This window comes from Stenotrophomonas hibiscicola ATCC 19867 (genome assembly GCF_000382065.1).
Classification (GTDB): domain Bacteria; phylum Pseudomonadota; class Gammaproteobacteria; order Xanthomonadales; family Xanthomonadaceae; genus Stenotrophomonas; species Stenotrophomonas hibiscicola.
Genome location: NZ_KB907498.1, coordinates 794,655 through 820,858 on the forward strand (window position 1 = coordinate 794,655; position 26,204 = coordinate 820,858).

General features: G+C 67.4%; 32 protein-coding genes. 23 read left to right on the top strand and 9 right to left on the bottom strand.

Annotation, left to right across the window (positions count from 1 at the left end):
- Positions 1 to 22: 22 nt before the first annotated feature.
- The 4 genes from G370_RS0103865 (at position 23) to G370_RS0103880 (ending at position 2,911) form a co-directional block, all read left to right on the top strand.
- On the top strand, positions 23 to 682 hold the full coding sequence (locus G370_RS0103865) for a DUF2238 domain-containing protein (RefSeq protein ID WP_019659439.1): 660 nt from the start codon (positions 23 to 25) through the stop codon (positions 680 to 682).
- Positions 679 to 1,338, top strand: a complete 660-nt coding sequence (gene purN, locus G370_RS0103870; RefSeq protein ID WP_019659440.1) for a phosphoribosylglycinamide formyltransferase — start codon at positions 679 to 681, stop codon at positions 1,336 to 1,338. The genes G370_RS0103865 and purN overlap by 4 nt, the downstream gene beginning before the upstream one ends.
- Before the next feature lie 68 nt (positions 1,339 to 1,406).
- Positions 1,407 to 2,225, top strand: coding sequence for a DUF3108 domain-containing protein (locus tag G370_RS0103875; RefSeq protein ID WP_019659441.1), 819 nt, complete (start codon positions 1,407 to 1,409; stop codon positions 2,223 to 2,225).
- A gap of 2 nt (positions 2,226 to 2,227) precedes the next feature.
- Positions 2,228 to 2,911, top strand: a complete 684-nt coding sequence (locus tag G370_RS0103880; protein WP_019659442.1) for a DUF3108 domain-containing protein — start codon at positions 2,228 to 2,230, stop codon at positions 2,909 to 2,911.
- Positions 2,912 to 3,025: 114 nt separating this feature from the next.
- Here the strand turns inward: G370_RS0103880 and G370_RS0103885 are convergent, their stop codons facing one another.
- Genes G370_RS0103885 through G370_RS0103895 form a run of 3 tightly spaced genes read right to left on the bottom strand, consistent with a single transcriptional unit; the run spans position 3,026 to position 4,863 of the window.
- A complete protein-coding gene (locus G370_RS0103885; RefSeq protein ID WP_019659443.1) occupies positions 3,026 to 3,343 on the bottom strand; it encodes a hypothetical protein in 318 nt (105 codons plus the stop codon).
- Positions 3,340 to 4,611, bottom strand: a complete 1,272-nt coding sequence (murA, locus tag G370_RS0103890; RefSeq protein ID WP_019659444.1) for a UDP-N-acetylglucosamine 1-carboxyvinyltransferase — start codon at positions 4,609 to 4,611, stop codon at positions 3,340 to 3,342. Before murA ends, G370_RS0103885 begins: the two co-directional genes overlap by 4 nt.
- Before the next feature lie 21 nt (positions 4,612 to 4,632).
- Complete coding sequence (locus G370_RS0103895; RefSeq protein WP_005408396.1) at positions 4,633 to 4,863, bottom strand: BolA family protein; 231 nt, start codon at positions 4,861 to 4,863, stop codon at positions 4,633 to 4,635.
- 54 nt (positions 4,864 to 4,917) lie between these two features.
- Here G370_RS0103895 and G370_RS0103900 point away from each other — a divergent pair, with 54 nt between their 5' ends.
- The 16 genes from G370_RS0103900 to G370_RS0103975 all read left to right on the top strand — a co-directional run bounded on the left by G370_RS0103900 (position 4,918) and on the right by G370_RS0103975 (position 18,318).
- A complete protein-coding gene (locus tag G370_RS0103900; RefSeq protein WP_019659445.1) occupies positions 4,918 to 5,919 on the top strand; it encodes a KpsF/GutQ family sugar-phosphate isomerase in 1,002 nt (333 codons plus the stop codon).
- 66 nt (positions 5,920 to 5,985) lie between these two features.
- The gene (locus G370_RS0103905; RefSeq protein WP_019659446.1) at positions 5,986 to 6,534 is read left to right on the top strand and encodes a KdsC family phosphatase; all 549 of its coding nucleotides are present in this window, start codon (positions 5,986 to 5,988) and stop codon (positions 6,532 to 6,534) included.
- A complete protein-coding gene (lptC, locus tag G370_RS0103910) occupies positions 6,531 to 7,106 on the top strand; it encodes an LPS export ABC transporter periplasmic protein LptC (protein WP_019659447.1) in 576 nt (191 codons plus the stop codon). Before G370_RS0103905 ends, lptC begins: the two co-directional genes overlap by 4 nt.
- 103 nt (positions 7,107 to 7,209) lie before the next feature.
- Positions 7,210 to 7,761: a lipopolysaccharide transport periplasmic protein LptA gene (lptA, locus tag G370_RS0103915; protein ID WP_019659448.1), complete on the top strand. Its 552-nt coding sequence runs from the start codon at positions 7,210 to 7,212 to the stop codon at positions 7,759 to 7,761.
- Positions 7,761 to 8,480, top strand: coding sequence for an LPS export ABC transporter ATP-binding protein (gene lptB, locus G370_RS0103920; RefSeq protein WP_019659449.1), 720 nt, complete (start codon positions 7,761 to 7,763; stop codon positions 8,478 to 8,480). Before lptA ends, lptB begins: the two co-directional genes overlap by 1 nt.
- Before the next feature lie 39 nt (positions 8,481 to 8,519).
- Positions 8,520 to 9,941: an RNA polymerase factor sigma-54 gene (locus G370_RS0103925; RefSeq protein ID WP_019659450.1), complete on the top strand. Its 1,422-nt coding sequence runs from the start codon at positions 8,520 to 8,522 to the stop codon at positions 9,939 to 9,941.
- A gap of 58 nt (positions 9,942 to 9,999) precedes the next feature.
- On the top strand, positions 10,000 to 10,317 hold the full coding sequence (hpf, locus tag G370_RS0103930) for a ribosome hibernation-promoting factor, HPF/YfiA family (RefSeq protein WP_004147311.1): 318 nt from the start codon (positions 10,000 to 10,002) through the stop codon (positions 10,315 to 10,317).
- Positions 10,318 to 10,338: 21 nt separating this feature from the next.
- Complete coding sequence (locus tag G370_RS0103935; protein WP_019659451.1) at positions 10,339 to 10,791, top strand: PTS sugar transporter subunit IIA; 453 nt, start codon at positions 10,339 to 10,341, stop codon at positions 10,789 to 10,791.
- The gene (gene hprK, locus G370_RS0103940; protein ID WP_019659452.1) at positions 10,788 to 11,738 is read left to right on the top strand and encodes an HPr(Ser) kinase/phosphatase; all 951 of its coding nucleotides are present in this window, start codon (positions 10,788 to 10,790) and stop codon (positions 11,736 to 11,738) included. Before G370_RS0103935 ends, hprK begins: the two co-directional genes overlap by 4 nt.
- A gap of 27 nt (positions 11,739 to 11,765) precedes the next feature.
- Complete coding sequence (gene rapZ / locus G370_RS0103945) at positions 11,766 to 12,650, top strand: RNase adapter RapZ (RefSeq protein WP_019659453.1); 885 nt, start codon at positions 11,766 to 11,768, stop codon at positions 12,648 to 12,650.
- A 492-nt stretch (positions 12,651 to 13,142) separates the two neighbouring features.
- Positions 13,143 to 13,535: a PTS sugar transporter subunit IIA gene (locus G370_RS0103950; RefSeq protein WP_019659454.1), complete on the top strand. Its 393-nt coding sequence runs from the start codon at positions 13,143 to 13,145 to the stop codon at positions 13,533 to 13,535.
- Positions 13,528 to 13,797 (top strand): HPr family phosphocarrier protein, encoded by a 270-nt coding sequence (locus tag G370_RS0103955; RefSeq protein ID WP_005408385.1) that lies wholly within the window; start codon positions 13,528 to 13,530, stop codon positions 13,795 to 13,797. The genes G370_RS0103950 and G370_RS0103955 overlap by 8 nt, the downstream gene beginning before the upstream one ends.
- 2 nt (positions 13,798 to 13,799) lie before the next feature.
- A complete protein-coding gene (gene ptsP / locus G370_RS0103960) occupies positions 13,800 to 15,569 on the top strand; it encodes a phosphoenolpyruvate--protein phosphotransferase (protein WP_019659455.1) in 1,770 nt (589 codons plus the stop codon).
- Between the two features lie 193 nt (positions 15,570 to 15,762).
- Entirely contained in the window at positions 15,763 to 17,124 is a 1,362-nt protein-coding gene (gene mgtE / locus G370_RS0103965; RefSeq protein ID WP_019659456.1) for a magnesium transporter, read from the top strand.
- Positions 17,125 to 17,183: 59 nt separating this feature from the next.
- Positions 17,184 to 17,450 carry a hypothetical protein gene (locus G370_RS0103970; RefSeq protein WP_019659457.1) on the top strand — a complete coding sequence of 89 codons (267 nt, stop codon included), beginning with the start codon at positions 17,184 to 17,186 and terminating at the stop codon, positions 17,448 to 17,450.
- Between the two features lie 70 nt (positions 17,451 to 17,520).
- Entirely contained in the window at positions 17,521 to 18,318 is a 798-nt protein-coding gene (locus G370_RS0103975) for a carboxylesterase family protein (RefSeq protein WP_019659458.1), read from the top strand.
- 153 nt (positions 18,319 to 18,471) lie between these two features.
- Here the strand turns inward: G370_RS0103975 and G370_RS0103980 are convergent, their stop codons facing one another.
- The 4 genes from G370_RS0103980 to G370_RS0103995 all read right to left on the bottom strand — a co-directional run bounded on the left by G370_RS0103980 (position 18,472) and on the right by G370_RS0103995 (position 21,230).
- Positions 18,472 to 18,963, bottom strand: a complete 492-nt coding sequence (locus tag G370_RS0103980; protein ID WP_019659459.1) for an REP-associated tyrosine transposase — start codon at positions 18,961 to 18,963, stop codon at positions 18,472 to 18,474.
- 246 nt (positions 18,964 to 19,209) lie between these two features.
- The gene (locus G370_RS0103985; RefSeq protein WP_019659460.1) at positions 19,210 to 20,160 is read right to left on the bottom strand and encodes an aspartate carbamoyltransferase catalytic subunit; all 951 of its coding nucleotides are present in this window, start codon (positions 20,158 to 20,160) and stop codon (positions 19,210 to 19,212) included.
- Positions 20,161 to 20,176: 16 nt separating this feature from the next.
- A complete protein-coding gene (ruvX, locus tag G370_RS0103990) occupies positions 20,177 to 20,671 on the bottom strand; it encodes a Holliday junction resolvase RuvX (RefSeq protein WP_005415547.1) in 495 nt (164 codons plus the stop codon).
- Positions 20,664 to 21,230: a YqgE/AlgH family protein gene (locus G370_RS0103995; protein WP_019659461.1), complete on the bottom strand. Its 567-nt coding sequence runs from the start codon at positions 21,228 to 21,230 to the stop codon at positions 20,664 to 20,666. Before G370_RS0103995 ends, ruvX begins: the two co-directional genes overlap by 8 nt.
- Positions 21,231 to 21,321: 91 nt before the next feature.
- Here G370_RS0103995 and G370_RS0104000 point away from each other — a divergent pair, with 91 nt between their 5' ends.
- Together G370_RS0104000 and G370_RS0104005 are read left to right on the top strand one after the other, a co-directional pair.
- Complete coding sequence (locus tag G370_RS0104000) at positions 21,322 to 23,127, top strand: DUF4153 domain-containing protein (protein ID WP_019659462.1); 1,806 nt, start codon at positions 21,322 to 21,324, stop codon at positions 23,125 to 23,127.
- Complete coding sequence (locus tag G370_RS0104005; RefSeq protein WP_019659463.1) at positions 23,124 to 23,669, top strand: DNA-3-methyladenine glycosylase I; 546 nt, start codon at positions 23,124 to 23,126, stop codon at positions 23,667 to 23,669. The genes G370_RS0104000 and G370_RS0104005 overlap by 4 nt, the downstream gene beginning before the upstream one ends.
- An 85-nt stretch (positions 23,670 to 23,754) precedes the next feature.
- On the opposite strand, the gene G370_RS0104010 is transcribed toward G370_RS0104005, so the two are convergent.
- The gene (locus G370_RS0104010; protein ID WP_026346963.1) at positions 23,755 to 24,462 is read right to left on the bottom strand and encodes a YitT family protein; all 708 of its coding nucleotides are present in this window, start codon (positions 24,460 to 24,462) and stop codon (positions 23,755 to 23,757) included.
- A gap of 110 nt (positions 24,463 to 24,572) precedes the next feature.
- The gene (locus G370_RS0104015) at positions 24,573 to 24,785 is read right to left on the bottom strand and encodes a DUF4287 domain-containing protein (RefSeq protein ID WP_019659465.1); all 213 of its coding nucleotides are present in this window, start codon (positions 24,783 to 24,785) and stop codon (positions 24,573 to 24,575) included.
- A 484-nt stretch (positions 24,786 to 25,269) separates the two neighbouring features.
- On the opposite strand from G370_RS0104015, the gene G370_RS0104020 reads away from it, so the two are divergent.
- A complete protein-coding gene (locus G370_RS0104020) occupies positions 25,270 to 26,166 on the top strand; it encodes a LysR family transcriptional regulator (protein WP_019659466.1) in 897 nt (298 codons plus the stop codon).
- Positions 26,167 to 26,204 lie beyond the last annotated feature (38 nt).

The following is a 26,204-nucleotide window of genomic DNA, read 5'->3' on the forward strand; positions in this document are numbered from 1 at the left end:
GCTCCCTCCTGACCGATCCGACATGTCCGCGCCCGCCACCGCCGCAAACGCCACTGCCCGCGGCTATCGTGTTTCACTGCCCAAGAAGCTGGCCTTCGCCGCCGTACTGGCCGTGTTCCTGGTCAGCTGGATCGATCCGCTGTGGCCCGTCGAACAGGCCCTGCACAGCTCGCTGACCGTCGTCGGCCTGGCTGCCCTGCTCTGGGTGGACCGGCGTGGCTGGCTGGGCAATGGCGCCTTCATCGCGATCTGTGGCTTCATCGCACTGCATTGCGTGGGCGCGCGCTGGCTGTACTCCAACGTGCCCTACGACGCTTGGGCACAGGCGCTGGCCGGCTGGTCGCCGAATGCCGCCTTCGGCTGGCAGCGCAACCACTTCGACCGTCTCATCCACTTGTTGTTCGGCGTCTGCTTCACCCCCGCGCTGCTGCAGCTGGCCCGGCATGCCTGGCCGGCGCTGCGCCTGGGCCAGGCCTTCAGCCTGGCGGTGATGACGGTGATGTGCGCCAGCCTGGTCTACGAGTGGTTCGAGTGGGCCATCGCGCTTGCCCTGTCGCCCGACGCCGCCGAGGCCTACAACGGGCAGCAGGGCGACATGTGGGACGCTCATGCCGACATGCTGCTGGCGACCTTGGGCAGTCTGCTGACCTGGCCGTTGATCCGCCGGAGTGCCCGGCAATGAGCACGCCCACCCGCATTGCCGTGCTCGCCTCCGGCCGCGGCAGCAACCTGCAGGCCATCCTTGACGCAATTGCTGACGGCCGCCTGCCCGCCGAGGTTGTCGGCGTGTTCTCCGACCGCCCAGCCGCAGCCGCGCTGCAACGGGTCCGCGCCAGCCTGCGCTGGGCGCATGCACCGAAAGAATTCGGTGACCGCGCCGCCTACGAGCAGGCCTTGGGCGATGCACTGGCCGCGGTCGCGCCGGATCTGATCGTCTGCGCCGGCTACATGCGCATTCTCGGCGCCGACTTCGTGCAGCGCTTCAATGGCCGGCTGGTCAACATCCACCCCTCCCTGCTACCGCTGCACAAGGGGCTGGACACGCATGCGCGGGCGCTGCACGCCGGCGATGCGGAGCATGGGGCCAGCGTGCACCTGGTGGTGCCCGAGCTGGATGCCGGCGCCGTGCTGGCCCAGGCGCGGGTGCCGGTAATGCCCGGCGATGACGCCGACAGCCTGGCGGCGCGTGTGCTGGGGGTGGAGCATCCGCTGCTGATCGCCACCCTGCAGCTGCTGTGCGCCGGCCGCCTGGCTGAACGGGAGGGCCAGCCACTGCTGGATGGTCACCCCCTGTTTAGCCCACTGGTCCTAGATTCCGCCGGGAACCTGAACCGGTAACGCCCACGCACACGCCCCGCTGACTGCGGGGCTGGCATCCTGCCCCCCTCCTGCAGCTCCTGTCCTCCATGAAGACCACGACCCTGCTGTCCACTTCATTGCTGCTGTCGCTTGTCGTGCTTCCCGGCGTGGGTTGGGGCCAGGCACAGGCGCCTGCCTCGCCGGTTCCGGCGCCAGCGGTGCAGCCGCCGGCCGAAACGACGGCCCCGGCCCTGCCGGCATTGGCGTGGGAACCGCCGCCGCTGCAGCCGTTCAGCGCCACCTACCAGGCCTTCTACAAGGGCAAGGAGGCCGGCGACGCCAGCATGCAGGTCACCCACACCGGCGGCAACCAGTGGCGGGTGGACATGCAGGTGGTCGGCCGCCGCGGGTTCGCCAGCGTGCTGGGACTGAACATCGAGCAGAGCACGGTCTTCGAGGAGCGCGCTGGCACCTATGCACCGCTGAGCCAGAGCACGGTGCGCAAGGGCCTGTTTCTCGGCAAGAAGGCGGTCGGCACGTACAACTGGCAGGCCGGTACCGCGCAGTGGAGCGGCGATGTCGAGAAGAAGCGCGCACAGCCGATTCCGCTGCAGCCGGGCGACCAGAGTGCGCTGCTGATCAATCTGGCAATCATGCGCGACGCCCGCCCAGGTACCGCGATGCACTACCGCTACGTGGACATGGGCAAGGTCCGCCAGCATGACTACCAGGCCGCGCCGCAGACCGAGAACGTCGAGGTCGGCGACCTGTCCTACAACGCGCTGCGGGTCTACCGGACCAACGGCGGCAAAAATGAAACCATCCTCTGGATCGCCAACGGGGTCCCCACCCCGGTGCGCATCCTGCAACGCGAAGACGGCGAAGACCGCGTCGATCTGCGCCTGATCGAATACCAAGGAGTCTGAGCATGAGCATCCCGACCCGCCCCCTCGCCTGGATCGCGGCCGCTGCCCTGTCCGTGGCCAGCCTGCCGGCCATGGCCCTGCAACCTTTCAAGGCGGATTACCTGGCCAGCTACATGGGCATGCAGGCCAACGGCACGATGACCCTGTCCAACGAAGGCAGCAACAAGTGGCGCTACAGCCTCCAGGTGAAGAACCAGCTCGCCGACCTGAGCCAGAGCACCGTGTTCGAGGAAGTACGTGGGCAACTGCGCCCGCTGAGCAGCCAGGACCGCTCGGCGCTGCTGGTGAAGAAGCGCAACGTGCAGGCCAATTACAACTGGACCAGCAACCAGGCCACCTGGACCGGCGACATCAAGCCGGACCGTGCCGGCCCCATCGCGCTGAAGGCCGGTGACATGGATGCGCTGCTGATCAACCTGGCGATCACCCGTGACCTGGCCGCCGGCAAGCCCCTGACCTATCGCATGGTCGACGAAGGCCGCATCAAGAACATGACCTACCGCGTGGTCGGCAAGGAATCGATCACCGTGGGCGGCAAGAGCTACGAGGCCACCAAGGTCTCGCGCGCCGACGGCAACAAGGAGCTGATCGCCTGGATCGTGCCGGAGTTCCCGGTGCCGGCGCGCATGCTGCAGCGTGAGGGCGGACGCGATGCGCTGGACCTGACCATCAAGGCGCTGAACTGACCGGAGATCCACGTCATCCAGGCATGGCGTGGATCTACTGGAAACCTGGAGTAGATCCACGCCATGCGTGGATGGACGCCCCGGGAAAAACGCCCGCTTTCGCGGGCGTTTTTCTTACTTCTTTTCCTCGGCCGCAGCGGGCTTGAACTCGGTGCGGCAGTCCACGCGGATCTGCTCGCCGGTGCTGCGCCAGACGAAGGTGCGGCAATGACGGTTGCCGTCCTGGCTGTCGTTCACCGCGACCGCGTAGAACGACTCGATGATCTCGTCGCGCGAGACCGTGCCATCGCCGTTCCAGTCCATGTCCCTCTGCTCGATGCCCTGGGTAATGGCGATGTTGGCGTACCAGGCATAGCCCAGCCACGCCAGCACGATCAGCACCAGGGCCAGCAGTGCCTTGCGACGCGGGCTGAACTTGCCGCGCAGGATCATGGCACGCGCCGGATGGTGGCGCCGAGCGAAGACAGCTTCTCTTCGATGTTCTCGTAGCCACGATCAAGGTGGTAGATGCGGTCGATGGTGGTCTCGCCGCTGGCCATCAGGCCGGCCAGGATCAGCGAGGCCGACGCACGCAGGTCGGTGGCCATCACCGGCGCACCGCTCAGGTGCTCGCTGCCACGCACGATGGCGGTGTGGCCTTCAACCTGGATGTCCGCGCCCAGGCGCAGCAGTTCGTTGACGTGCATGAAACGGTTCTCGAAGATCGTTTCGTTGATCACGCCCACGCCGTCAGCCACGCAGTTGAGCGCCATGAACTGGGCCTGCATGTCGGTCGGGAATGCCGGGTACGGCGCGGTGGTCAGGTTGACCGCCTTCGGCCGCTTGCCCTGCATGTCCAGGGTGATGGTGTCGTCGGTGGTCTCGATCTTCGCACCGGCCTCGACCAGCTTGGACAGCACCGCGTCCATGGTGTTCGGGCGCGCACGGTTGACCGTGACCTTGCCGCCAGTCATCGCTGCGGCCACCAGGAAGGTGCCGGTCTCGATGCGGTCGGGCAGCACTTCGTGGCGGCCACCGGACAGGCGCTCGACGCCTTCGATCACCAGGCGGGCGGTGCCCAGTCCTTCGATCTTCGCGCCCAGCGCGATCAGGCAATGCGCCAGATCGGTCACTTCCGGCTCCATCGCACAGTTGTCGAGGATGGTGGTGCCTTCGGCCAGCACCGCGCCCATCAGCACGTTCTCGGTGCCGGTGACGCTGACCATGTCGAAGGTGAAGTGGCCGCCCTTCAGGCGCTTGGCGCTGGCCTTGATGAAGCCGTTCTCGACCACGATCTCGGCACCCAGTGCCTGCAGGCCCTTGATGTGCTGGTCGACCGGACGCGAACCGATCGCGCAGCCGCCCGGCAGCGACACTTCGGCCGCGCCGAAGCGGGCCAGCAGCGGGCCCAGCACCAGGATCGAGGCGCGCATGGTCTTGACCAGCTCGTAAGGTGCCACGTGCTGGTTGACCGAACGCGGGTCGACCACGATCGCGCTGCCGCGCGACAGCGTGCCCTGGTCGATGGTGACCTTGGCACCCAGTTCGCCCAGCAGCTTCACCGTGGTGACCACGTCGTGCAGGTGCGGCACGTTGGTGATCTCCACCGGCGCATCGGCCAGCAGGGTCGCGCAGAGAATGGGGAGGACGGCGTTCTTGGCGCCGGAGATGCTCACTTCACCGTGCAGCGCAGCGCCGCCGGTCACAACGATCTTGGCCATGTATTGGGAATCTTCTGCGGTTCAGCCGGCTTCGGCCGGGGTCACGGTTTTCAGCGCCAGCGCGTGGATCGCGCCGCCCATCAGGTCGCCCAGCGTGGCATACACCATGCGGTGGCGGGCCAGCGGCATCTTGCCGGCGAAGGCCTCGCAGACCACGGTCGCTTCGAAATGCACGCCATCGTCGCCCTGCACGTCGGCGCGGGCGCCAGGCAGGCCGGTTTCGATCAGATTGCGGATGGTGTCGGCGTCCAACGGGCTTTCCTAATAAAATGTGCGTCCATTCTACTTCCGCTGCGTGGCGTCCGCATGGCCGAATCCCTGTTGCCCCCCCGTTCTGCCGACCCTGCCGGCCTGATCGCCAGTGGCCGCCGCGTGTTCGAGATCGAGCGGCAGGCGCTGGAGGCCGTGGCTGACCGCCTCGGCGAGGCCTTCCAGCAGGCCTGCCAGGCGATCCTGGCCAGCCGCGGGCGTGTGGTGGCCACCGGCATGGGCAAATCCGGGCACATCGCCCGCAAGATCGCCGCCACCCTGGCCTCCACCGGCACCCCGGCGTTCTACGTGCACCCTGGCGAGGCCGGACACGGTGACCTGGGCATGATCACCGAGGACGATGTGGTGCTGGCGCTTTCCTATTCGGGGGAGTCGGACGAGCTGCTCATGCTGTTGCCGGTGCTCAAGCGCCAGGGCAACCTGCTGATCTCCATGACCGGCCGCCCGCAGTCCAGCCTGGCCACCGCCGCCGATATCCACCTGGACGTCAGCGTGCCGGCCGAGGCCTGCCCGCTGGCGCTGGCGCCGACCTCCAGCACCACCGCCTCGCTGGCGATGGGCGATGCGCTGGCCGTGGCCCTGCTCGACGCGCGCGGCTTCACCGCCGACGATTTCGCCCGCTCGCACCCGGCCGGCAGCCTCGGCCGCCGCCTGCTGCTGCACATCACCGACGTCATGCATAGCGGCGAGGACCTGCCCAGCGTGGGTGCCGACGCCAGCCTCAGCGAGGCGCTGGTGGAAATGAGCCGCAAGCGACTCGGGATGACCGCCGTGGTCGACGCCGATGGCGTGCTGATCGGCCTGTTCACCGACGGCGACCTGCGCCGCGCGCTGGACAGCGCGCTGGACGTGCGCACCGCGAAGATCGCCGACGTGATGACCCGCAACCCGCGCACCATCGGGGCCGACCAGCTGGCCGTAGAGGCCGCGCGGCAGATGGAAACCCAGAAAATCAACGGCCTGATCGTGGTCGATGACCAGGGCCGTGCGGTAGGCGCCCTGAACATTCATGACCTGTTGCGGGCCCGGGTGGTTTAACCGACAGTCCGTAGACCCCATTCAGTCTGTAATGCCCCACCCGACCCCACCGAGCCTGCTGCCCTGATGCCCTGGTCCCCGCTGCCCGCCTTCCCTGCCCACCTGCATGCCGCTGCGGCCCGCGTCCGCCTGGCCTGCTTCGACGTGGACGGCACCCTCACTGACGGTCGGCTGTACTACGACAAGGAAGGGAACGAGAGCAAGGCGTACTTCGTGCAGGATGGCCTGGGCCTGAAACTGCTGCAGCAGCACGGTATCCACCCCGTGCTGATCACCGCGCGCAACAGCCAGTCCGCGCTCAAGCGCGGCGCCGACCTCGGCATCGACACCCAGATCGCCGTGGGCGACAAGCTGGCCAGCGTGCAGGCGCTGTGCGCGCAGCACGGCGTCGGCCTGGAGCAGGTGGCCTTCATGGGCGACGACCTGCCGGACCTGGCGCCGCTGGGCGCGGTCGGCCTGGCAGTGGCCCCGGCCAACGCCCACCCGTGGATCGCCGAGCGCGTGCACTGGCAGACCCGCGCCGACGGCGGACGTGGCGCCGCCCGCGAACTGTGCGACATCCTGCTGGCCGCACAGGGCCACGTAGATGCGGTGCTGGCGAGGTTCGGCGCATGAGCCTGCCGACACTGAACTGGCGCACCCTGCTGGGCGTCGGCCTGCTGCTGGCGGCGCTGCTCAGCAGCTGGGCCGCCCTGCGCAACCGCGACAAGGGCCCGGCCAACGACAGCCAGGAGCCGGGTGTGGACTACGTTCTGCACGACTTCCAGATCGTGGCCCTGGATGAGCACGGCAAGGAGTCGACCACCCTGCGTGCGCCGCGGCTGGAGCGCCAGCGTGGCGACCAGACCATCAACATCGCCACACCGCTGTTCGAGATGCCGGACAAGGATGGCAAGCACTGGACCCTGCGTGCCGAGACCGGCTGGCTCAGCGCCAAGGGCGACCAGATGAAGCTGCGCGGCAATGTGGCCGGCGACAGCCCGGCCGATCCGGGCGTGGTGCCGACCACCTTCCGCACCGACCATCTGGACGTGTTCCCGAAGGAGAACCGCGCCCGCACCGACGCCCTGGTGACCATGACCCGCCCGGGCATGGAACAGTCCGGCGTCGGCTTCGAAGTGGATTCGAAGAACAACACGTATCATTTCCTCAGCCAGTCCAAGGGCCGTTACACGCCCAAACGCTGATTCCGCCGCCAGCCCGCGACGTCTCCGGACAGGCGCAGGGCCGGCAGCCCCACCCTCCGCCCCCGGCCCGCCCGGGAGGCCCCCACCGGTAGAACGGACCCCGATGAAGATTTCCTTTGCCGCCGTACTCGCGCTCGGTCTTCTTGTCCCCAGCGCCGCCTTCGCCAAGTCCACCGACCGCAACGAAGACATGCACATCGATTCCGGCGCCCAGTCCGGCACGCTCACCGGCGACGGCAAGACCGTGCTGTCGCAGGGCGTGATCATCACCCAGGGCACGCTGGACCTGCGCTCGTCCGAGGCCGAGATCTACCTCAAGGATGGCGAAGCCGTGCGCGCGGTGTTCACTGGCAAGCAGGCCAAGATGAAGCAGCAGCTCGATGACGGCACCTGGATGGATGCCGTTGCCGACCGCATCGACTACGACATCAAGACCGAGATCATTACCCTGACCGGCAACTACAAGGTCACCAGCGCGCGCGGCACCAATGCCGGCCAGCGCATGGTCTACAACACCCGCACCGGCGAAATGAACTCCGGTGGTGACGGCAGCCGTGTGCGTACCGTCATCCCGCCGAAGAACAAGACCCCGGCCGCGCCTGCGGCACAGCCCAAGGCCACCACGCCGGCGCAGCCGGCCGGGAGCAGGAAGTAATGCTCGTCGCCAAGGGCCTGCGCAAGAAGTACAAGCAGCGCGAAGTCGTCAAGGATTTCGGGCTGACCCTCGACGCCGGCGAAGTGGTCGGCCTGCTGGGCCCCAACGGTGCCGGCAAGACCACCTGCTTCTACATGATCGTCGGCCTGGTTGCGGCTGACGCTGGCAGCATCGTGCTCGACGGCAAGGACATCACCGGCGACCCGATGTATACCCGCGCCAAGCAGGGCGTGGGCTATCTGCCGCAGGAACCGTCGGTATTCCGCAAGCTGACCGTGGCCGACAACATCCGCCTGGTGCTGGAGCTGCGCGAAGACCTGGATGCGGCCGGCCGCGAGCGCGAATTGAACAGCCTGCTCGACGAACTGCAGCTGGGCCATGTTGCCGACCAGCTTGGCGCCAGCCTGTCCGGTGGCGAACGCCGCCGCTGCGAGATCGCCCGCGCCCTGGCAGCGCAGCCGCGCCTGATCCTGCTTGACGAGCCGTTCGCCGGTGTCGATCCGATTTCGGTCGGCGAGATCCAGCGCATCGTCACCCATCTCAAGCAGCGTGGCATCGGCGTGCTGATCACCGACCACAACGTGCGCGAGACCTTGGGTATCTGCGACCGCGCGTATATCCTCGCCGAGGGCAGCGTGCTGGCCCAGGGTTCGCCGGAAGCGATCCTGGACAACGCCGATGTACGCCGCGTCTACCTCGGGGATTCCTTCAAGCTGTGAAGCAGTCGCCGGGTCCCTTTCCTTCCTTTCGGCACAGGCATGAAGACTCGGCTGCAGACATCGTTGGGACAGCAACTGGTGCTTACGCCCCAGTTGCAGCAGGCGATCAAGCTGCTGCAGATGTCCACCACCGAGCTGGAGCTGGAAATCGCGCAGGCGGTGGAAAGCAATCCGCTGCTGGACTGGGCCGACAGCAGTGACAGCAGCAGTCCTGCCGGCGAAGGCGACGACAACGGCAACGATGCGCCCGCAGAACGCGCCGATGCCGGCGACGACTGGGCGCCGGCGGAACTGGACTGGAACGCGTCCGGCAGCGGCGGCAGCTTCGACGATGACGACGACAATGGCAGCGCCGCCGAGCGCGTAGCCGAAACCGAAACGCTGGCCGACCGTCTGCTGTGGCAGCTGCATCTGTCGCATCTGTCCCCACGTGATCGCAGCATCGGTGCCGCGCTCATCGATGCACTGGACGATGACGGTTATCTGCGCGAACCGCTGGGCAACATCGCCGACACCCTGTTGCCGGCGATCCACGCCGGCGAGGACGAGATCCTCGCCGTGCTGCATCGCATCCAGCGCTTCGATCCGGTGGGTGTGGCTGCACGCACGCTGGGCGAATGCCTGCTGCTGCAGCTGGATGTGCTGCCCGGCGAAACGCCCGGGCTGGCGCTGGCGCGACAGATTGCCGCAGGCCCGCTGGAACGGCTGCCACGCAGTGGCGTCGCCGGGCTTGCTCATGAGTTGAAGCAACCGATGGACGAGGTCGAGACTGCCGTCGCGCTGCTGCGCTCGCTGGACCCGCGCCCGGGCACGCAGATCGCACCGCTGTCGCAGGACACTTACGTGGTGCCGGACGTGGTGGTATGGCGGCAGAACGGCGTGTGGCGCGCTGCACTGGCCGCGCATGCCGGGCCGAAGGTGGTGATCCACCGCGGCTACGAACAGCTTATCCGGCGTTGCGGCGACGCCGATGCCGGCTACCTGCGTGCCCAGCTGCAGGAAGCACGCTGGCTGCTGAAAGGCCTGCAGCAGCGCGGCGAAACGCTGTTGCGCGTCGTGCGCAGCCTGATCCTGCAGCAGGCCGGCTTCCTTGAATTCGGCGAGCAGGCGCTGCGCCCACTGACCCTGCGCGAGATTGCCACCGAACTGGGCCTGCACGAATCCACGGTGTCGCGTGCGATCGCCCGCAAGCACGTGCGCACCCCTCGCGGCACCCTGCCACTGCGGGCCTTCTTCGCCTCCGGCATCGATACCGACGGCGGCGGCGAGGCGTCCAGCACCGCCATCCAGGCGATGATCCGGCGCCTGATCGACGATGAGAATCCGCGCAAGCCGCTTTCTGACGCCAAGCTGGCTGACCTGCTCAAATCGTCGGGAATCCCAGTAGCGCGGCGCACCGTGGCGAAGTATCGTGAAGCCATGAACATTTCCGCCTCGCACGAAAGGGTCAGAATCGCTTGACGCGCCGCCGCGCCCGGCGGAGAGGTTCATTGGCACATCCGAACACAGGAGAAACCCGATGCGCATCGAAACGTTTGGCAAAGATGTCGAAGTCACCCCGGCCCTGCAGTCCTATGTGGAGGAAAAGCTGGCCCGGATCGGAAAGCACTTCGACCAGCACTGCGAAGCGCGGGTGACCCTCAAGCTGCAGAAGACCGAACACCATGTCGACGCCAGCCTCAACATCCCGGGCCAGACCCTGCACGCGGAGGCCAATGCCCAGACCATGTATGCCGCGATCGACCTGCTTGCGGACAAGCTTGACCGCCTGGTGATCAAGCACAAGGAGAAAAAACAGCAGCACGCGCCGCTGCCGGTGGGCGACAATGGTGGCTGATCGCCACCGTTCCCCGCAGACATGCCCCTGACTGACCTCCTGGCGGCCGTGCAGACCCAGCTCTGCACGGCCACCGACCGTGACAGCGTCCTGCAGGCCGCCGCCGGGTTGCTGGCCTGCCGCCAGGCCAATGCCGAACAGATCTACCTGAACCTGTGCCAGCGCGAAGCCCTGGGCAGCACCGCGATCGGCCACGGCATCGCCATCCCCCACGGCCGCGCGCCTACCCTTGATCGCCCCCGTGGCGCCCTGCTGCGATTGGCCGCCCCGGTCGATTTCGGCGGCGACGAACCGGTGGACCTGGTGTTCGCCATGGCCGTCCCCGCCCACTACACCCACCAGCACCTGATGCTGTTGTCCGAGCTGGCCGAACTGTTTTCCGCGCCGGACATCCGCCAGGCCCTGCGCGAAGCGGGCGATGCCCGGGCGCTGCGCGAGGCGCTGGACATGACCCCTCCTGCGAGTGCCGCATGAATACCAGCATCACCGCCCGTGAACTGTTCGAACAGCAGCGCGAGCGGCTGGGGTTGCGCTGGGCCGCCGGCAAGTCCGGTGAGAAGCGCGAGCTGGAGGCCGGCAATACCGTCTCGCGGCGTCCCTCGCTGGCCGGCTACCTCAACGCGATCTATCCCAACAAGGTGCAGATCCTGGGCACCGAGGAACTGTCCTGGCTGGATGCACTGGAACCACGCCAGCGCTGGGAGACCATCGAAAAGATCATGCAGTCGCACCCGCTGGCGCTGGTGCTGACGCGCAACCAGCCCTGCCCGGAAGACCTCCGCGCCGCTGCTGACGAATCCGGCACGCCGCTGTGGCTCTCGCCCAAGCGCGGCCACGAACTGCTCAACCACCTGTCCTACCATCTGGCGCGTACGCTGGCGCCGCGGGTGATCCTGCACGGCGTGTTCATGGAGATCTATTCCATCGGCGTGCTGATCACCGGCGAGGCCGGATCGGGCAAGAGCGAGCTGGCGCTGGAGCTGCTCACCCGCGGCCATCGCCTGGTCGCCGACGATGCCCCCGAGTTCACCCAGATCGCCCCGGACGTACTCGACGGCACCTGCCCCGAACTGCTGCAGGACCTGCTGGAAGTGCGCGGCCTGGGCGTGCTCAACGTGCGCGAGATGTTCGGCGACACGGCTGTAAAGAAGAACAAGTACCTTCGGCTGATCGTCCACCTGACCAAGCCGATGACCGAACCCACCCCACATGGCTACGAACGCCTGACCGGCGATTCGGGCACCCGCCATGTGCTGGACCTGGACGTTCCGCTGATCACCCTGCCGGTGATGCCCGGCCGCAACCTGGCCGTACTGACCGAAGCCGCGACCCGCCTGCACATCCTGCGCACCAAGGGCATCGACCCGGCGGCTATGTTCATCGCCCGCCACAGCAACCTGCTGGAACGGCGAACACCCTGATTTCCCTGCCCCTCGAAGAGCCTGTCCATGAGCACCGTCACCCCCTCCGCCCCGACCCTGATCATCGTCAGCGGCCTGTCCGGCTCGGGTAAATCCGTCGCCCTGAAGACCTTCGAGGACCAGGACTACTACTGCTCGGACAACCTGCCGATCAATCTGCTGCCCGACTTCGTGCGCAGCCTGCTGGCCAACCATGACGGCAGCGCGCCGCGCCGCCTGGCCGTGGGCATCGACGTTCGCGGACAGGCCGATCTGAGCCAGCTGGGCAACTGGCGGCAGCTGGCCACTGACGCCGGCGTGGAAGTGAAGGTACTGTTCTTCGAGGCCAGCGATGAGGCTGTGCTCAAGCGCTACGCCGACACCCGGCGCCGTCATCCGCTGAGCCAGCTGGGCCTGTCGCTGCCCGAAGCGATCGCACGCGAACGTGAATTGACGGCACCGCTGCGCCGCGAGGCCGATGCGGTGATCGATACCAGCAACCTCAACGTGCATCAGCTGCGGCGGCGGATCATCACCGAGTTCACGCTGGACCATGCCACCGGACTGTCCCTGCTGTTCGAATCGTTCGCGTACAAGCGCGGCGTGCCGGCCGAGGCGGACTTCGTATTCGATGCGCGGGTGCTGCCCAATCCACACTGGGACCCCGATCTGCGTGCGCTGAGCGGCCGCGAACCGGGCGTACGCGACTATCTGGAAGCACAGCCGGACGTGCAGCGTTACCTGGCCCAGCTGATGGATTTCCTCGATACGTGGCTGCCGAAACTGGGGGATGGCACCCGCAGCTACGTGACGGTGGCGTTCGGCTGCACCGGCGGCAAGCACCGCTCGGTGTTCCTGGCCGAGCGCCTGGCCCGGCATGCCCGCGAGATGGGCTGGGAAGATGTGGCCACGTATCACCGCGAACAGGATTGAGAGAGTCGGCCGGGCTGCGCCCGGCACCCGCCGGTAGTGCCGGCCGCTGGCCGGCAACAGCAACAGCAACAGCAGAAGCGGCATTCCGTGGGATGACGGGGCGGTGTGGATCTGCAGGACACGCCGTAAACCCCGCTCCGCGGTCCGGCCCAGCCGCTGGCGGCTGGGCGTTCGGGCGCTTGCGAAGCAGTGCTTCGCAAGCAAAGCGCCCTCACCCCTGGGGGCTCGATGGCGCCATCCATGGCGCCAACGGTCCTGCAGACCCACACCGCCCCACCTCTGACAGATTTCTGCTGCTGGTGGGTGTCGACCCTGGTCGACACGATGGATCCACGCGTGCGTGGATGAATCGCTGTCAGGCATCGAAAAACGGATGGGGTCGGATCTCTTTCTCAACGGAAAGGCTCCCCTTGCGAGCAACGCTGAATACGGGACACAGTGCCCCCCATCTGCTGCTATCGCCAATTCACCTTGACCTGTTAACGTGCAGTAATGACCTGTGGCATTCTCCTCGTAACACATCCGGGGGTCGGGCCCGCCCTGCTTGAGGTGGCGACCCGGCTCCTGCGGCAATTGCCGCTGAAAACCGAAGCTTTCGAAGTACCGTTCGACGCAGACCTGGACGCCCTGCTCCCGCTCGCCTCGGCCGCCCTGCGGCGGGTCGATGCAGGGGATGGCGTGCTGATCCTGACCGACCTGTACGGCGCCAGCCCCGCCAACCTAGCCGGGCAGCTGGCCCGGTTGGGGACCCCGGTTCGCCGGGTATCGGCGCTGAGCCTGCCGATGTTGCTGCGGGTGATGAATTATCCGGAACAGGGACTGGATCAACTGCCCGCCACAGCCGCGGCGGGCACCCGTAATGGAGCGATAGTCGACGATGCTTGAACGAGAACTCACCGTGAGCAACCGCCTGGGCCTGCACGCCCGGGCCACCGCCAAGCTGGTGCAGACCCTGGCGCCGTTCCGCTGCAACGTGACCATGGCCGCCAAGGGCCGTGAGATCAACGCCAAGAGCATCATGGGCGTGATGCTGCTGGCCGCCGGCCAGGGCACTCCGGTCACGGTGCGCATCAACGGCGAGGACGAAGCCGCCGCGATGGAAGCGGTGGTCGGTCTGTTCGAGCGCCGCTTCGACGAGGACAGCTGAGCGTGCCGCGCGCGCGCGCCGGCCAGGTTCCTTCCGGCCAGCGGCCGGTCCAGCTGCTGGCTGGGCACGGTGCTGCCCGTGGCGCGGCGATGGGCCGCGCACGGGTACGCCTGCCGCATGCGCTGGAGGTGGCCGAGCAACGCATCGGCGCCCACCAGGTCGAGGCCGAGCTGGCCCGCCTGCATCGTGCGGTGGATGCCGCGCGCACGGAAATGCACGAACTGCGCCAGCGCCTGCATGGCGCATTGAACCAGGAAGTGGGCGAGTTCCTGGACCTGCACGCGCTGCTGCTGGACGATCCCGAGCTGTTGTTCGGGCTGGACGAGCTGATCCGCAGCGGTCCCTACAGTGCCGGCTACGCATTGCGCCTGCAGCGTGACCGCCTGGCCAAGGTCTTCGATGGCATGGACGATGCCTACCTGAAGAGCCGCATGGACGACCTGGACCATGTCATCGGCCGCATCCACGCGTTCCTGCAGCCTGAACGCGCGCCGGTGATGAAGGGCCTGGCCGGCGAGATCCTGGTCTGCGACAACATCGCCCCGTCCGAACTGGCCCAGCTGCAGGCCCAGGGCGTGGTTGGCATCGTCACCGCCGCCGGCAGCGCGCTGTCGCACAGCGCGATCCTGGCGCGCAGCCTGCATCTGCCGTTGATCGTGAACGTTCCGCAGCTGCTCAGCCGCATCGCCGATGGCGACGTGCTGATCATCGATGGCGCCGACGGCAGCATCACCGCCAACCCGCAGGCCGACAACCTGCGTGACTATCGCGCGCGCCTGAAGGAGCATGCGCGCGAGCAGCGCGAGCTCGGCCGCCTGCGCAGCAAGCCCAGCCGCACCCGCGACCAGGTCGACATCGCCCTGCTGGCCAATGCCGAATCGCTGGAAGACGTCACCCAAGCGCACGCGCTGGGCGCGCAGGGACTGGGCCTGTACCGCACCGAGTTCCTGTTCCTGCAGCGCAACGAGCTGCCGGATGAAGAAGAACAGTTCCAGACCTACCGGGATGCCGCGTTGGGCATGAGCGGGCGACCGGTCACCATCCGCACGCTCGATCTGGGCGCGGACAAGGCCGACCGCACCGGCCTGACCCTCAGCAATGAAGAGAACCCCGCCCTGGGTCTGCGCGGCGTACGCCTGTCGCTGGCACGGCCGAAGGTGGCCGATACCCAGCTGCGCGCGATCCTGCGCGCCTCCGCCTACGGCAAGCTGCGCGTGCTGGTGCCGATGGTCAGCACCCGCGAGGAACTGCTGGCGGTGCGCCGGCGCATGCTCAAGCTGACCGAACAGCTGCGCGGCGAGGGCCACATGGTGTCCGACCACGTGCCGCTGGGCGCGATGATCGAAGTTCCTGCGGCAGCACTGGCGCTGGAGAGCTTCATCGACCTGGTCGACTTCCTGTCGATCGGCACCAATGACCTGGTGCAGTACCTGCTGGCCGCCGACCGCAACAACGAGGCACTGGGCGAACTGTATTCGCCACTGCATCCGGCCGTGCTGCGACTGCTGCAGATGGTGATCGAGACGGGCGCGCGTCACCGCATCCCGGTGGCGGTCTGCGGCGAGATGGCCGGCGACGCACGGATGACCCCGCTGCTGCTGGCGCTGGGCCTGACCGAGTTCAGCCTGCACCCCGGCACGCTGCTGGAAGTGCGCCGTGCGATCCGCGATGCCGATCTGGCCGCATTGCGCGCGCGCGCGCCGAAGCTGCTGGCCGCACGCGACCGCCGCGCGATCGAGCGCTGGCTGGCGCTGGTGGCCGAAACGGCCTGACTGCCGAGGGTAGTGCTGGTCGCTGGCCGGCAATCTCGTGGACTTCGATGGGGACGATTGCGGGCCAGCGGCCGGCGCAACCACCGCCCTCGGCTATGCGTTGAAACATCCCCTTGCGATAATGACGCGCTGAACACCCCTGTTGCCGCATCCTTGCCGGGATCGCGGCTTTTCTTATCCCGCGGGAGCTGCGATGGCTGAAGCCGTACGCCACGACAAGACTGCGCGCCAACTGCGGATGCTGTCCGACGCACTGGACAGCGGTCGGCTGGGCCCGGTGCGTCGCCTGGTCAACACCCTGGCCCCGGCCGAGATCGGCAACCTGCTTGAATCGCTGCCGCCGGGCAAGCGCGAGGTGGTGTGGGGCCTGGTCGATCCGGAAGATGACGGCGAGGTGCTGGTCCACGTCGGCGACGACGTGCGCGAGAGCCTGCTCGCGGACATGGACCCGGACGAAATCATCGCCGCGGTCGAAGACCTGGACATCGACGACCTGGCCGACCTGGTCGAAGACCTGCCCGATACGGTCATCGACGAAGTCCTCAAGTCGATGGACCGCGAGAACCGCGAGCGCCTGGAACAGGTGCTGTCCTATCCCGAGGACAGTGCCGGCCGCCTGATGAACCCGGACGTGGTGACCGTGCGCGCCGACGTCAACGTGGACGTGGTGCTGCGCTACCTGCGCCTGCGCGGCGAACTGCCGGACCACACCGACCACCTGTTCGTGGTCAGCCGGCGCCATCAGTACCTTGGCCGGGTGTCGCTGGCGGCACTGGTGACCCACGAGGACACCACCCCGATCAACCGCCTGATCGACGACGAGCAGCCGGCCATCGACGTCGGCGAGAGCGACCAGGAAGTCGCGCGGCAGTTCTCCGACCATGACTGGATCTCCGCACCGGTGGTGGACGAGAACAACATCCTCGTTGGTCGCATCACCATCGATGACGTGGTCGACATCATCCGTGGCCAGGCCGAGCACCAGGCGCTGGGCGCCGCCGGCCTGGACGAGGACGAGGACCTGTTCAGCCCGGTCTGGCGCGCCATGCGCCGCCGCCTGATGTGGCTGTCGATCAACCTGTGCACGGCCTTCCTGGCCTCCAGCGTGGTCGGTCACTTCGAGGGCACCATCGACAAGCTGGTGGCGCTGGCGGTGCTGATGCCGATCGTGGCCGGCCTCGGTGGCAACGCCGGCACCCAGGTGCTGGCGCTGATGGTGCGCGGCCTGGCGCTGGGCCAGGTGGGCGCCTCCAACGCGCGCACCCTGCTGTGGAAGGAAGTGCGTGTTGCGCTGCTGAACGGCGTGATGCTCGGCTCGGTGCTGGGCCTGATCGTATTGGCCTGGTTCCATTCACCCGGGCTGTCTGCGGTGATCGCCATCGCACTGACCTGCAACCTGCTGTTCGCAGCGCTGGCCGGCGTGCTGGTGCCGCTCACACTGAAACGCTTCGGCTTCGATCCAGCGCTGGCCAGCGGTATCTTCCTGACCGCAGTGACCGACTCGATGGGCTTCTTCACTTTCCTCGGCCTGGCCACGCTGGTGCTGCTGCACTGACCGCATCGAGGATCGGCCCCCGCCACGCGGGTCGTTGACTCCACCCAACCGGAACACCCATGGCAACAACGATCGAAAACTATTTCCAGCCCGGCTGGCGCGACCAGCAGCACACCTGCCCGGCCTGCGAGTGGAAGGGCAGCTCGCGCGCCATGGAGATGGAACTGGACGAGGACGCCACCGAGTATGACTGCCCGGTCTGCGAGAACCCGCTGCTGGTGGTCCTGCACCCGGATATGGCGCAGGTGCAGGCTGCGGCGGCGGCAGGCAATGCCGAAGCGCAGGAACAACTGGACATCATTGCCAGCTTCCCGCGCCCGCAGTGACGCGGCGCACGATGCCGCGCTGGCGACAGCGGACTACGATGCAGGCGATCTCGCCACTTCGGGAAACCCCATGGTCCGTTTGCTGTCGCGCTGGCTGCCACTGCTGGCCCTTCTGTTGATGAGCGGCTGCACGTCGCTGCCGGATGGCGCGCGGGGTCGCTTCGAAGCCCGCGCCGTGAAGGTGGATGGCGAGACGGCCTACTACCAGGTATTCATTCCGGCCGCATCGGCGCGTACACCGGGCTCACTGCCGGTCGTGCTGTTCCTGCACGGTTCGGGCGAGCGCGGCGCCGATGGCGTGAAGCAGACCCACGCGGGGCTGGGACCGTACCTGCGCGAGCAGGCCGCCGATTTCCCTGCGTTGGCCGTATTTCCGCAGGCGCCGGGACGCGGGGAATGGAGCGGGCGCAACAACCGTGTGGCCCTGGCCGCGCTGGATGCAGCGATCGCCGAGTTCGGTGCCGATCCGGCGCGGCAATACCTGACCGGCATGTCGATGGGTGGCTACGGCAGCTGGAATATCGCCTTGGACAACCCGCACCGATTTGCTGCGATCGTGCCGGTGTGCGGCGCGGTGCTGGCCCCGCGCGCGGTACGTCCGACCCTGTTCGTCGAACAGGTGGCCGGTGAAACCGACCCGTATGCGGCCATTGCCCAGCGCCTGCGGCAGACGCCGATCTGGATCTTCCATGGCGCGCTGGATGACGTGGTGCCGCCGAATGACGACCGCCGGCTGCACGCCGCATTCCAGAACGCCAACGCGCGTGACGTGCGCTACACCGAATACCCGGAAGGCAACCACAATGCCTGGGACGCCACCTACGCCGACCCGGCGATGTGGGAATGGATGTTCGCGCAGAAGCGCTGAGCCATAGCTTCTGCTGGGAAACATCTGTGGGTGGATGCCAACCGTTGGTCGGCTTGGGTATTGGTGGATGCCAACCGTTGGTCGGCTTGGGTATTGGTGGGTGCCGACCGTTGGTCGGCTTGGGTATTGGTGGGTGCCGACCGTTGGTCGGCACTATCTCTCCGCTTCGGGGTAATCCATTGCTTGGTACCTCCCATCGATCTCCCATCGGCACCAGGCATACGGATACTCTCCCACGCAGCTCGCCAAGTTCGCCCTGACCGGGTTGGCGACGATGTACATCGCATGGCGAAACAGTGATTCTTCAGAACGCATGGCGTGATCGTGATAGCTCGATTGCCAAAATGGTCCTGTCTTACCCAGCATGCGGTTGATCCGCAATGCACTGCTCGATTTGAAGCGTTGCATGATGTAGTCCAGCGAGAACGCACGGATCTCCACAAGCCAATGGATGTGGTCCGGCATGACCACATAGGCAAGTGAGTGCGTCAGGCCATCATCATCAATGCGACGGAACACATCCATCACCTCCTGTGCCGCAGTGGCATCATCGAAGTAGCGTCGACGTTCCTGGGTGACGGTGGTCAGGATGTAGGATTGCCCGATCCGGGAATGACGGCCAAGGCGTAGGCGTGCGCGGTTCATGGGCCCAAGCGTGCGCCTGCCGGTATCCCTCTTCTATCGGGCAACCACGTCAGTACAGGTAGGCCCGGAACCATTCAATGGCCAGGCCCGCACTTCACCGCACTGATGGTTCGGTGCCGACCAACGGTCGGCACCCACCGGATCGGCTGAGAACAGATCAGCCGTGCCGACCAACGGTCGGCACCCACCGGGTCGGATGAGGACAGATCAGCCGTGCCGACCAACGGTCGGCACCCACCAAAGTGGTCAGCCCAGCAAGGTTTCCAGCACGGCCATGCGCACCGCGACGCCGTTGGCGACCTGGCGCAGCACCCACGACTGCGGGCCGTCGGCCACGTCATCGGTGATTTCCACGCCACGGTTGATCGGGCCCGGATGCAGCACCGCAGCGTCCTTGCCGGCACGGGCCAGGCGTTCGTTGGTCAGGCCGTACTGGGCGTGGTACTGCTCCAGCGACGGCACCAGGCCTTCTTCCATGCGCTCGCGCTGCAGGCGCAGCATCATCAGCGCGTCGGCGCCTTCCAGCATCGCATCGAAATCATCGCCGACCACGCAGCCCTTCAGGGTCTCGTCGTCCGGCAGCAGTGACTGCGGGCCGCACACGCGGATCTCGCCCACCCCCAGCGTGCGCAGCGCATGCAGGTCGGTGCGCGCCACGCGCGAGTGCTTCACGTCGCCGACGATCACCACCTTCAGCTTCGAGAAATCCGGGCCCTTGGCCTGGCGCAGGGTCAGCATGTCCAGCAGGCCCTGGGTCGGGTGCGCACTGCGGCCGTCGCCGGCGTTGATCAGTGCGGTGCCCTCGCCCGCCGCCTCGGCCAGCGCGGCCACGGCGCCGTCATCGGGGTGACGCACCACGAAGCCGCGCACGCCCATTGCTTCCAGGTTGCGCAACGTGTCGCAGGCCGTTTCGCCCTTGCGCGTGGACGAGGTCGACGCGTCGAAGTTCAGCACATCGGCGCCCAGGCGCTGCGCGGCCAGCTGGAACGAGCTGCGGGTGCGCGTGGACGGTTCGAAGAACAGCGTGCATACCGCAGAACCGGCCAGCACGTGGCGCTTGTTGCCGACACGGCCGACTGCGGCGTCACGGATCTGCCCTGCCCGGTCCAGCAACTGCAGCAGTGTTTCGCGCGGCAGGCCCTCCAGGGTCAGCAGGTGGCGCAGGCGTCCGGAGGCATCGATTTGCTGGGCAGTCATGGCGGGAGTCGTGCAGTCAGGGAATGGGGGTGGCGTCGTCGGGGGAGGACAGCCAGCGGTCGATGATCACCGCCGCGGCCACAGCATCGAGGGCGGCCGCATCGCGGCGGCGCTTGCGTCCTTCGGCGCGCTCGACGGCGAAGCGGCGTGCGGCCTCGACCGAGCTGGAACGCTCGTCGATCATCACCACGGGCAGCTTGAAACGTTCCCGCAGCTGGCGGGCGAAGCCCTGCGCGCGCTTGCGGTTGGGCTGGTCCTGGCCGTCCAGCGTAAGCGGATCGCCGACCACCAGGCCGTCGGGCTTCCATTCCTTGAGCAGGCGCTCGATCGCGGTCCAGTCCGGGCCGTTGCCGTGCACATCGACCACGGCCACCGCGCGCGCATGGGCGGCGAAAGCACTGCCGATGGCCACGCCGATGCGTCGCGAGCCGACATCGAAACCCAGAACGGTGCCGTCACGGCGGATCGCCGGGGCAGCAGGAACCGGTGCGGGCGCGGCCGGCTCAGACATGGCCGCTGTAGTCGGTCAGCCGGAACAGATCCACGCCGATGCGCGCAGCCGCGCCCTGCCAGCGCTGCTCCAGCGGCAGCTGGAAAACCAGCTCGGCATCGGCCGGCACGGTCAGCCAGCTGTTCTCGGACAGCTCGGTTTCCAGCTGCCCCGCACCCCAACCGGCACAGCCAAGGGTGACCACGGCATTGGCCGGGCCTTCGCCGCGCGCCATCGCTTCGAGGATGTCGCGCGAGGTGGTCAGGTACAGGCCGTCGCCCACGGTCAGGCTGGAATCCCACGCCCGCGCGTCGTCATGGATGACGAAGCCGCGTTCGGGATGCACCGGGCCACCGTTGAGCACCATGCGCGCCTGCAGCTCGCCATCGCCGGTGGCGATGTCCATCTGCGCGAGCACTTCGCCCAGGGTGTACTCGGACGGCTGGTTGACCAGCACCCCCATCGCCCCGTTCTCGTCGTGCTGGCAGATCAGCGCGACGCTGCGGGCAAAGGTCGCGTCGAGCAGCGACGGCAGCGCGACGAGCAGGTGATCGGCAAGGGAGGTCGGCATTACAGGCATGGGTCCATTCTACCTGCTGGGGGCGGGATGGTCGCGCGATGGCGCCGAACCGCGATGGGCTAGGATGGTGCTTTGCCATGGAAGGTCATCGATGCAGTCTTCATCGCCCCTGACCCTGCCGGCACGCAGCGCCATCGTCCTGATCGCCCTGCTGCAGGGTCTGATGCTGTATGCCGCGCAGGAATTGTCCGATGCGTGGCCGTTCCGCGATATCGGCTGGCGCTACTGCTGGTACGCCTGGGTGCTGGCCATTCCCAGCGCGGTGGCGCTGAGCCTGGTCGAGCTGGGCCAACGCCGCCTGTGGCTGCAGGCGGCGCTCGGCTCGGTGGTGGTGCTGGCACTGGCCGCCTGGATCGGCTGGAACCTCAATGGCGAGGCCGCACTGGAATCGGGCGCGTTGCAGCTTCCGTTGACCCTGGGAATGGTGGTGGCGGTGTTCGTGGCCCTGCCATGGTGGCAGTTCCAGCTGCAGCACGGTCAGTGGCGCGCCAGCTACCCCGAGCTGTTCGAGCGCGCCTGGCAGAACGGCTTGACCCTGGCCCTGGCGGCGCTGTTCACCGGGCTGACCTGGCTGCTGCTGTGGCTGTGGGCGGCGCTGTTCCAGCTGCTGGAGGTCACCTTCTTCCGCGATCTGTTCCGCCAGGATGCTTTCATCGCACTGGCCACCGGCAGCCTGGCCGGGTTTGGCGTGCTGATCGGGCGCACCCAGCATCGGGCGATCCAGATCACCCGCCAGGTGCTGTTCGCGATCTGCCGCGGCCTGCTGCCACTGCTCTCGTTCATCGCCGTGTTGTTCGTGCTGAGCCTGCCGCTTGCCGGGCTGGAACCACTGTGGAAGACCCGTTCGGCCGCCAGCCTGCTGGTGGTGGTGTCACTGCTGCTGGTGACGTTCACCAATGCGGTCTACCAGCAGGGGGAAGACTCCCCGCCGTACCCTCTCGTGCTGCGCCGTCTGGTCGAGGCCAGCCTGCTGGCGCTGCCGGTCTACGCCGCGCTGGCGCTGTATGCGCTGGGCCTGCGCGTGGTGCAGTACGGCTGGACCGTGGACCGGTTCTGGGCACTGCTGATCGCGCTGGCCGTGGCCGGCTATGCCCTGGGCTATGCGCTGGCGGTACTGCGTCGCCAGGGCCGCTGGCTGCAGGCGCTGGAACCGGTCAACCGCTGGATGTGCTGGGTGGTGCTCGCACTGGCCCTGCTGGGCAACTCGCCCCTGCTGGACCCGGTGCGGCTGACCCTGTCCAGCCAGCTGGAGCGCCTGCGCGCGGACCCGCCGGCGATCACCAGCAGTGACGTCAACGTGCTGCGCTTCGATCTTGGCCGCCGTGGCGTGCAGGCGCTGCGCGAGTTGCAGCGTGATCCGGCCATCATCGCCGATGCCAATGCGCCACAGGTGGTCGCGGCAGCACTGGCGCGTACCTCCCGCTGGGACGACGGCCACCGCCTCGACAAGGGGCCGCAGGACGTCGCCGCCCTGCGGCGCGCGCTGAAGCTGGCCGCCGGATCCAGCTCGCCACCGGACGACTGGTGGAAAGCTCTGGCCACCCGATCGATCAATGGCGAATCCTGCGCACAGAGCGAGCGCGACTGCCTGGTCGTGCATCGCGACCTGGACAGTGATGGTACCGGCGAAGTGCTGCTGTGCGAGCTGTACACCCACCGTGGACCGGACTGCGTGCTGTACGCACGTGGCAGCGATTCCCAGTGGCGCCGGGCCGGTGCGCTGTTCGGCACCGTCAGCGGCCCGGCCGAGGCGATCAACCAGGCCCTGCGTAACGGCAAACTCACGCTCGTGCCACCGCGCTGGCCGATGCTGTCCATCGGCGGGCACCCTGCAGTGGCCATCGATCCCGAACCCGAATCCGAATCCGAATCCGAATCCAACGAGCCTTCCCCATGAGCGGTTACTGCCTGATTGCCCCCGGCCATCCGGTGCACGACTACTACCACGCCAACGAGTACGGCTTCCCGCAGCGGGACGAGCGTGAACTGTTCGAGCGATTGGTACTGGAAATCAACCAGGCCGGTTTGAGCTGGGAAACGATCCTGAAGAAGCGCGAGGGCTTCCGCGCAGCCTATGACGGCTTCGATGTGGACCGCGTGGCGGCCTACGCCGAGCAGGACATCGCGCGCCTGCTGTCGGACGCGGGCATCATCCGCAACCGGCTGAAGGTGCTGGCGGCGATCCACAACGCGCAGGTGATCCAGCAGCTGCGGGCCAGCCATGGCAGCTTCGCGGCGTGGCTGGATGCACACCACCCGCGCAGCAAGGCCGACTGGGTGAAGCTGTTCAAGAAGACGTTCCGCTTCACCGGCGGCGAGATCACCGGCGAATTCCTGATGAGCCTGGGCTACCTGCCCGGTGCGCACGCCGAGGATTGCCCGGTGCACGCGCGGCTGTTGACGCTGTCGCCGCCGTGGCTGCAGGCCACCGTACGTTGAAGGACGGCCGCCGGACATGGCCCGGCGCTACCGGAACCGCCACGTAGTAGCGCCGGGCCATGCCCGGCGAACGCGGAGAGCGCGATCACACGCCCATGTAGCGGCCGGGGCGGTGGTTGAACATCAGCACCAGGCTGAGCACCACCGCGCCGATGGCCGAGTACAGCACCTTGGAAGGCGACAGCACGAAGAACGCGGCCGCCATCAGGCAGGCGTCGTAGGACATCTGCACCTTGCCCGCGCTCCAGCCACGGGTGCGCTGCAGGTACACCGCCAGGATGCCGATGCCGCCGAGGCTGGCACGATGGCGGATGAAGAACAGGATGCCCAGGCCGGACAACGCGCCACCGACGATCGCCGAATACAGCGGGTGGATGTGCGAGAAGTCGATCCAGCGCGGCAGCAGGTCGGTCAACACGCCACAGGCGGTGACCGCAGCGAAGGTCTTCAGGGTGAATTCCCAACCCATGCGCCGCAGCGCCACCCAGTAGAACGGCAGGTTGACCAGCACGAACACCAGGCCGAAGTTCCAGCCCATCGCGTAGTGCAGCAGGAACGCCATGCCCGCCATGCCGCCGATCATCAGCCCGCCCTTGGCGAAGATGGCCAGGCCCAGCGAGGCCACCATCGTGGCCAGCACCATGCCCTGCACGTCCTCGGCGATCGAGTGGCGCAGCGCTTTGTCGTCGGCGGTGGTGCCGGCGCTGTCGGGCGGCGGGGTCAGCGGACCGGCGGTGACCAGGTGGCCGTCAGCGTCGTCGCACGGCGCGGGGCCATGGGAAGGAAGGGACATGCGGGTGGGGAACAGCGGGTGGGGAGCGGTATTAGACACGAACTGCATGACAGTTGCAGATGAAATCGTTCAGCTGAATGCGCCCCGCCCTGCCCCGGGCCCGCCGCTGCTCAGCCCTTGCCGGCCAGATGGTGCGCCACCAGCGCGTTGGCATGGCCATGGCCCAGCCCATGCTCACTTTTCAGGAAGCTGACCAGTTCCATGTGTTTCAGGCCCTTCTTCCCTGCCAGCAGCCCGAGCCAGTGGGCGACCGGCTGCCCATAGGTCTTCTCGATGGAGGGGAAGTACGAGGCCGGGCCTTTCGGCTTGGTGTCAGTGCTCATCTGCAGCTCCTGTTGAAGTCATTCATTCGACGAACCACAGTCCCTGAAATCGACATCCCCTCACGTCCGACCCAGTGCCGACCAACGGTCGGCACCCACCAAAGCAGAATGCCGTTCCAACAGCTCGCGGGAAATTGTCGAAGGCGGGGTGGCTCAGGTTGCGGGGGCGTGAGCGCCATGGGCCCGAGGCATGCCTCGGACGGGTTGGGCAGGACGCCCAACCCCGGTCTTGCCGTGTGCGCAGGACAGCGCACACGAGCAAGCGCGACCGAGGCTACATGGGTGAGGGCGCTTTGCTTGCGAAGCACTGCTTCGCAAGCGCCCGAAACCACAGCCGCCAGCGGCTGGGCCGGGCCCCGGAGGGGGACTTGCGCCGTCCCCCGCAACCTGAGCCACCCCGCCTCCCACGGGAAGCCAGCTTTTGACGTTGCCGTTGACGTTGATTCGGCAGCTGCCGGGCGCAGCCCGGCCGTATCATCCCCTCATGCCCCGCGAAAACCTCAACGACCTGCAGGCCTTCGTCCACGTTGCCCGCGAGGGCAGCTTCACCAAGGCCGCCGCCCAGCTGGGCGTGTCCCAGTCCGCGCTCAGCCATGCCATGCGCGGACTGGAGCAGCGCCTGGGCGTGCGCCTGCTGACCCGCACCACCCGCAGCGTGTCCACCACCGAAGCCGGCGCCCGCCTGCTGGAAACGCTGGCCCCGCGCCTGGCCGAGATCGAGGATGGGCTGGCCGCGCTGACCGAGTACCGTGAACGCCCGGCCGGCACCATCCGCATCAATGCCACCGGCCACGCCGCCGAGTACATCGCCTGGCCCAGGCTGGCGCCGCTGCTGCAGCAGTATCCGGATTTGAAGGTGGAACTGGCGGCCGACTACGGGTTGGCCGACATCGTGGCCGAGCGCTACGACATCGGCATCCGCCTGGGCGAGCGGCTGGCGCGCGACATGATCGCCGTATCGATCAGCCCGCCGCTGCGCATGCGCGTGGTCGGGGCGCCCAGCTACTTCCGCCAGCACCTGGTGCCGCGGCACCCGGACGACCTGGCCGGGCACAACTGCGTCACCCTGCGCCTGCCCACGCATGGCGGGCTGATGCCGTGGGATTTCGGCCAGGACGGCAATGAACTGAGCGTGCGTGTGAGCGGCCAGTGGATCTTCAACAGCATGGGCATGACCCGCGCCGCCGCGCTGGCAGGCAGCGGGTTGGCCTGGCTGCCGGAGGACCAGGTACAGCCGATGCTGGACGATGGCCGCCTGCTTTCGGTGCTGGACGACTGGTGCCCGCACTTCGATGGCTATTACGCGTACTACCCCTCGCGCCGCCACGTGACCGTGGCGATGCGGACGGTGCTTGATGCGCTGCGTGGGCCGATGGGGTGAGGATCAAGGAGTGCGGACCAACGGTCCGCACCCACCAC